We start from the raw sequence: 7,679 nt of genomic DNA on the forward strand, positions 1-7,679 counted from the left end.
TTGGAGATCGGATTTGGTGTGGTGGAGAAGTTCGTACTGTTGGAGCTATAGCAGACGACAATAATTTAGCAGTACCTGAACCGTGGAATCAGACTCTCACGAATGCAAAATACAAAATTATTCCTCAAGAAAAAAAAGGGAAATTTCAACCTTACATCGGCACTGGAACAGCAAGTATAACAAATGGTTTGGGCAATGTAACAGGTAAGAATACAAAATTTGAAAACGATTTTGCCTATGGTGATAAAATTGTTATTGAAGGTGAAACTCGTATAGTTGTTCAAATACTTAGTGATACTGAAATATTTGCTGATCGACCTTGGAGCAAATCAAAGACAGACGCAAACTATACAGTAATTTCGTGTATAACAGGCACAGAACGATTGCTTATCCTCTATGGTTCAGAACTCAAAACAACTGGCAATAGCATAGCAAAAAGACCAGAGGAAGCGACAAATGAAAGTAATCCTGGCAAAGATACCTTTATAGAGCAAAAGAAGTCTTTTAACGATCGGCTATATGATGCTTTACGAGTAGCATTTGATGCTACTTCAGATCAGTATGATATACCTGGCATCGCCACCCTAGGTACTAATACCATACTTGATAGTAATCTAATTCACGCAGACACGCGGCTGCTTATAGCAAATTATCAACATACTGCTCAAAATAATCCCCAACCCTATAAAGTTCAGTTGAACAGAGATGAGGCTAAATTGAAGGTGGTAAAGAGTGACAATGCTGTAGTGGATAACTATTGGGGAAACAATTACCCTGGTACGTCTAATTCAGTACAAAATAACACTAATTTTGTAGACATTCTCTATTACATATCTGAGCAACAATCATCCTTGACTAATGTTACTAATCAGCCCGGTTGGTTGATTTTTAATAATTCCGACGAAGCCTTTTTGGTGCAGTCCCAAGAGCAGAATCTTAACAAGCTGACAGATATGCTGTTTCTAGAGCCGCGGCCAATGTTGCCGAATATGTTGAATAACTTAGTCATCAGTACAGGATCCCATACCCCAACCCCGGAACAATTCGATCGACTGAGGTTCAAATTTACACGACTGACCACCAACACAATTCCGATGCTAAATCAACGGTTATTTGCTGGTGGCATTGAAAATTTGCTGACTATTGAATCTCAACGACTTCCAGAACTTCCCTTTAAGCGTTTTTATCCCGCTCCCGGTATCAGTCCGCCGGCAGCGGTCATACCACCCACAACTAACCAAATGGATTTTGAGGGCGCGTTTGGGTTGTATTTCTGGGAGATATTCTTCCATGCTCCGTTCTTAATCGCGGCTCAACTGAATGCCAATAAACGATTTGATGAAGCGCGGTTGTGGTTGCAGTACATCTTTAATCCCACACAAAAACCCGAGCCTGGTCAAAACCCTCAATCTAGCGATCGCTTCTGGCGTTTTCTTCCCTTCAGGACTATGAAGCGAGAAAACCTGAAAGAAATGCTTCAGAACCAAAAGCAAATCAAAGCCTACAACTACGATCCCTTTAACCCAGACATCATTGCTAAGTTGCGGACTGTAGCCTATGCCAAAGCGATCGTGATGAAGTACATTGATAATATACTGGACTGGGCTGACGATTTATTTGCTCGAGATACGAGGGAATCCATCAACAAAGCGACTAATCTTTATGTTCTGGCAGCGGACTTGCTGGGAGAGCGCCCCCAGTCTCGCGGAAAGTTGCCGCAACCACAACCCAAGACTTTCAGTGAAATTAAGGATAATTACCAGAAGCACCATTTAGAGATACCGCAGTTCTTGATTGATTTGGAGAATACACCTGAAATCAAGTCCGATGTTCAAGCGATAGAATATACGCAGCCTCCCTTTAACGATATTGACAGTTATTTCTGCGTTCCAGAGAATGCTGATTTCATCAAGTATTGGGATCGGGTGGAAGATCGGCTTTATAAAATTCGGCACAGCATGAATATTGAAGGGGTGGTGCGCCAGCTTGCCTTGTTTGCACCTCCCATCGATCCTCGCGCTTTAATTCGAGCAGCAGCGGCGGGTGGCGGTGGATTATCCTTAGCTAGTCTATTCGATGCCCCTATTCCTTATTATCGCTTTAGTTACTTGCTTCAGAAAGCAAAAGAGCTAACCACCCAGCTGGCAAATTTGGGGGCTGCTCTCCTGAATGCCCTTGAGAAAAAAGATGCTGAGGCCATAAACCTGTTGAGGATTAGCCAAGAGCAAAGTATGTTGAAACTGGTGACAACCATTAAAGAACAGCAGATTCAAGAAATCGTCGATTCTCAAGTTTCCCTGCAAGCCAGTTTAGATAGTGCTAAGAAGCGATATAGCCACTATTCCGATCTGGTTAAAAATGGAATTTCCCATCGGGAACAGAAGAGCTTAGATTGTATGTTAGCCGCAACGATTAGCAATGTGGCTGGCAGCGTCACTAAAACAGCAGCATCAATTGGTTATGCTGTCCCTCAAGTGGGGTCTCCCTTCGCCATGACTTATGGGGGGAATCAAATTGGCAATGCGCTGAATGCTGCGTCGGGTATTTTTGACATCCTAGCAACTGTCAGTAATTATTTAGCCCAGCAGCACCAAATCATGGCAGGCTATGACCGCCGTGCGGAGGAGTGGACTTTACAATCGAATCTGGCTGATTTTGACACCAAGCAGATTGATGCCCAACTAAAGGCCAATGAAGTCCGGCGTTTGATTGCCGAGCAGGAGCTGAATAATCATCTGGAAACTATCAAGCAGAACGAAGAAATGGAGGCGTTTTTCAAGGATAAGTTTACCAATCAGCAACTGTATCAATGGATGGTTACTCGGCTCTCAACAGTTTATTTCCAAACCTACAATTTAGCTTTTGACTTAGCCCGATCTGCCCAACGATCTTTTCAGTACGAATACAACACTAACCAATCTTTCATTAATTTTGGCTATTGGGACGACCTCTATAAGGGTTTAGGAGCTGCTGATGGTCTGATGTTAGCCCTGAATCAGATGGAAAAGACCAGTATTGACCAGGGAAAACGATCGCTGGAAATCGAAAAGACAATTTCCCTGATGCAGATAAATCCTAAAGCTTTGCTTGACCTAAAAACGAAGGGTGAATGTATTTTTGAGTTGTCGGAAAAACTTTTTGATTATGACTTCCCCGGTCATTACTCTCGAAAAATCAAGACCATCTCCATCTCTATCCCTGCGGTGGTCGGGCCTTATCAAAATATTAATGCTACTCTCACTCAACTCAGCAACCAAATTGTTCTATCAGCAGATCACAGTGGGGTAGACGCGGTTAATTTCTTGCTTGGGGGGAAAGCGGAAGCGCCAGAAGCAGATGTTTTGCGTTCTAATTGGTGGATTAATCAACAGATTGCTCTTTCGAGGGGGGTCAATGACTCGGGCTTGTTCCAGCTTGATTTTCAAGACAGCCGATTTCTGCCCTTTGAAGGGACTGGAGCCGTTTCTAGTTGGCGTTTAACTATGCCCCTCGCCACGAATCGCTTCGATTTCGAGACGATTTCTGATGTCATTATTCAACTCAAATACACTGCTAGCGATGGAGGAAATAAGTTCCGCGATGATGTCAGTAAGTTGTCTGCCCTCAAACCCTTGACTGGATCTAAGTTCCTCAATATCAGTCAACAGTATTCTCAGGAATGGTATGCCTTCTTGAATGACCATAAATCTGAGGATACACAGGCACAGGCTTTGCAGTTCCAGTTAGAAAACTTCATCCCCCCTCATGTGAATCGGGATAAGGCGAAGCTAGTTGGCTTCTACTTTAAGCTGGATACAGACTCTCAGGTTTCAGGTTCATATATTTCTTTTCAAGTTCCTGGTGCCTCTCAAGCTATTAACATCACTCTCAGCGACAAAAACGATTTTTCATACGTCTTTAAGAATCAGGGAAAACTACCGAAAGTAAAAGATATTTTGACGGGTAGTGCTTCGATTACTTTCGATCTCCACAAGACTCCTGGATCTCTAAAAGATGGAAAATTCTTAAGCTCCCAAAAACTTAAGAATATAGCTTTGATTTTATCTTATGAAGGGGGTGATTAATATGACATAATAAATACCATGCGACCTGTCCATTAGCATTAGGACTTCAAATCCTTAATGCTCCGTTTAATTTTCTTAGTACTTTCACAAAAAAAAGGAGTTGACTATGACGACCACCTGGGGAACACCAAAATGTTTGCAAAATATTCGCTCTCGCAAACCACCCTCAAATAAGCCGTGTAGCGATAAATATTGTAAAAAAGTTAGTTATGCGCTGAAAAGTCATTGCGATCATGACAACATTCCATTAGATACCCCGATATTCGGCTTAGACACATACGAGAACAGGTATTGCTACTGTTGCTGCTGGTGCTTTGCGGATGATACCCCTATTGAAGCGACACCAGGCAAATTTGTTCTGATTCAGGATATCAATGATGGGGATACTATTCTTGCTGCGGGAACAGATCTTAAGTGGGAACCCACTAAGGTTAAAGTTCGAAGCGGTGCGATGAACCGGTCTATTATTCCTAATCTCTACTTGGTTAAATACCGATACGAACAGGAACCAGAACCTCGGAAGATTATAGTTACTGCTGACCATCTCTTTATGATGAATACAAGCAAAACTTTAAAAGCCGTCCAACACATCATTCCTGGCGATAAATTAACCACGAAAGATGGAAACCCAGCAGAAGTGCTTTTTGTTGTCATTGGCGAACACGAAACGGCCGTTCAAAGCATTGAAATGGAGGGAGAGTTCGATGGCACAAACCTCGACGGTCACTTGCTAAATTCCAACGGCATTGTTACGGGAGATTATGCCACTCAAATTTACTATGAACGGCGTAAGCTAAGTGACAATGCTATCTATTCATTTGGGAAGCCTGATGAGGAAGTGTATGAGGTAGGAGAGCCAAAATATGTGGCTCAATTTAGTTCGCGAGCCTTGGATGAATTTTTGGGTGACGAAAAAGCGTGGCCAAAGGGCTTTATGCCAAAGCGTAAAGCTGTAGTAAATGTTCCTCGCAATGCTGCTAGCTTTTTAACTCCAGCGCAGGCCAAAGACATCCGGGACAATGCTGTTTTTAACTCCCTGACTAATTTTTCACCTAAGCTCGAGATTTTAAGGCTCTTTAAGACTAATTCTGCTTTCCATCCCCACACAATTTGCTTCCTGGACTGGTACAATGACGAGCCGAATGCTTATGCCTGGAATCAGCACGGTCAGAAGTTTATTCTGATTGCAGGGGGATTAGCCAGAGTTGGGGGAATGTATGTAGAAGGCTTTTCGCTCATTCTTTCCGTGATGCAAGCCCGCCTTGAGGGTGCCAAATTCGTCGGGGAAGCTGACTATAATGGAATTAATGAAGAAATGCGAACTACTTGGGGGCAAGAAAATCTATATATGACTATTGTTGAAGCAGGAATAGAACAAATACGTCATCTGTTTCAAAATATTTCAAATGAGAATGCTGCGGGCGATCCTCAAGGTATCCTTAACAATCCTTCCATCCAATGCCGATTAGAAACATATAAAAATGGTCGCAGTTTGCTCCCTATTCCCGATTGTGCTAAGGTTCCCCCAGATTATTTGGAAGTTCTCAGGGCGACAGGAAGTGTCAATCATAACCAAGTTACTGTATTCTTCGACGAGCCTGTAGAAGCAAGTACGGCTACAATAGTCGGAAATTACGAAATTTCCGATAATGTAAAAGTCACTGGTGCGCAAGTATCTACAGCAGATAATAAGCAGGTGATCCTAGCAGTTACTGGGTTGCAAGCTGGTCATAATTATGTTCTGACTGTGACAAATTTACGCTCTAATAGCGGTGGGGCTTTGGATAATCTGAAGAATGCAGCTCTTATCAGACCGCATTGAGTTTTTGGAGATTCCTAAAGGGTTTTGGGTATATTAGCTATCAAGTTAGGCATACCCGATCCCCTTATTCTTTCATTCGATCCAAACCTTGACGGTTCGGACATGGGAGTACCTTTTAATAGGCGGCGTGCAACTTTTCTTCCCAAGCAAGGAGATTTAGGCAGTTTTGAGAAGCATATTTTCAGCCAAAGACCCAGAAACCCCTGTTCGGCGTAGAAAGTTGCACATCGCGTTTTTAATACTTGTTACCAGAAGGAGGAATAATGATACCTGCACTACATTATTTAGAGGAAGAAGTTAGCTCGTGGGATGAAATGTGTTCTGTCTTGGGAGAATATTTAGGATTAGAACGACCCATTTCTAAGGCAGTATTGCGGCGAGCCAGACAGGACGATCGCTTTGCGGGGCATCTTTTTACCTGTCGGTATCACGCAGATTTGCTGAAAGTTTTGTTGGCGGACCCCCGTAACGAGAAATACCAGCTCGCAGAAGATGTAAAACATCAACAAAAATCGAACCTAGAGCTGATTGGTAAAGCATCGGCAGCGTTGTTAAAATGGGGAAAAGCAGGTTTTGCTCGGGTAGATGAGGCCACCTTTGAAAGTCGGTTTAACATCTGCCAAGCCTGCGAGTATCTAATCGAACCTCCAGACAAACTCGTTTACAAAATCACCTTGAGCCAAAAGAGCGATTTGCGAGTTTGCAGCGCTTGTGGTTGCGTGGCTGCCAGAAAGGCGCGCCTACCGACAGAAACTTGTCCAGTTGCAGATCCGAGCAATCCCTCTTTGAATCGCTGGGGAGATCCCATCTCTGAGGCAGGGACAAACTGACAACACCGGACTTATCTGGATGGGAGCAAGATGAAAAATTATTAAGCTCCCAAAAACTTCAGAATATAGCTTTGATTCTATCTAAGGAAAGGAGGTGGATATGACTTAAAAAAATATCGCTATGTTTCAATCGTGAATTATGCAAACGCTAAGAGTAGTTGTTCTTTGGCTCCTCAGAAGAATGCGGTGATTCTCAGAATGCCGACAGCGCCTTAGCCAAGTCCAGACTGCTAATTGGCTCCGTTCTCTTTGTAGTATACTAGAAATCAAAATGATATTAACCAAATTGTCCAGACTGCTAATTGGCTCCGTTCTCTTTGTATCTGTGGCGATGCTTGTCATGACTTTTAGCTCGACAGCTCCCTCCTATGCTGCTGTTGCTACGCCACAATGCTTGAAAAATATTGCTGCAAAAAAGCCTCCAACGAATGTGGTTTGTCGGAAGGAATTCATTAACGAGTACAATAAAAATCGTAAGATGTCTTGCTCGGAGTATGCATACAAACACAAGATTTCGCGTGATCTACCTATTTTTGCTTACGATCCAATGCTCAAAGGTCCTCAGGCAGGGGGATATTGTTACTTTTGTTGCTAACATGGGTAACATGTACAGGACTTACGCAAAATATTGAATTATACACGCTTATGTAGGGGCGAACGGCCGTTCGCCCCTACTAGGTATGGTGGTTATGCGTAAGTCCTGATGTAATAAGTTTTAAACTACACGATCTAGAGCGAAGGAAAGGAGGTGGATATGACTTAACAAAATATCGCTATGTTTCAATCGTGAATTATGCAAACGCTAATAGTGGTTGTTCTTTGGCTCCTCAGAAGGATGCGGTGATTCTCAGAATGCCGACAGCGCCTTAGCCAAGTCCAGACTGCTAATTGGCTCCGTTCTCTTTGTAGTATACTAGAAATCAAAATGATATTAACCAAATTGTCCAGACTGCTAATTGGCTC

General features: G+C 42.9%; 3 protein-coding genes. All 3 read left to right on the forward strand.

Annotated elements, in window-relative coordinates:
* The first annotated feature begins 188 nt into the window (after positions 1 to 188).
* The 3 genes from F6K40_RS00585 to F6K40_RS00595 all read left to right on the forward strand — a co-directional run bounded on the left by F6K40_RS00585 (position 189) and on the right by F6K40_RS00595 (position 6,716).
* On the forward strand, positions 189 to 4,064 hold the full coding sequence (locus tag F6K40_RS00585; protein ID WP_293129870.1) for a Tc toxin subunit A-related protein: 3,876 nt from the start codon (positions 189 to 191) through the stop codon (positions 4,062 to 4,064).
* A 106-nt stretch (positions 4,065 to 4,170) separates the two neighbouring features.
* Positions 4,171 to 5,886 (forward strand): Ig-like domain-containing protein, encoded by a 1,716-nt coding sequence (locus tag F6K40_RS00590; RefSeq protein ID WP_293129873.1) that lies wholly within the window; start codon positions 4,171 to 4,173, stop codon positions 5,884 to 5,886.
* 263 nt (positions 5,887 to 6,149) lie between these two features.
* The gene (locus tag F6K40_RS00595) at positions 6,150 to 6,716 is read left to right on the forward strand and encodes a hypothetical protein (protein WP_293129876.1); all 567 of its coding nucleotides are present in this window, start codon (positions 6,150 to 6,152) and stop codon (positions 6,714 to 6,716) included.
* Positions 6,717 to 7,679 lie beyond the last annotated feature (963 nt).

This window comes from Okeania sp. SIO3I5 (assembly GCF_010672085.1).
Lineage (GTDB): Bacteria > Cyanobacteriota > Cyanobacteriia > Cyanobacteriales > Microcoleaceae > Trichodesmium.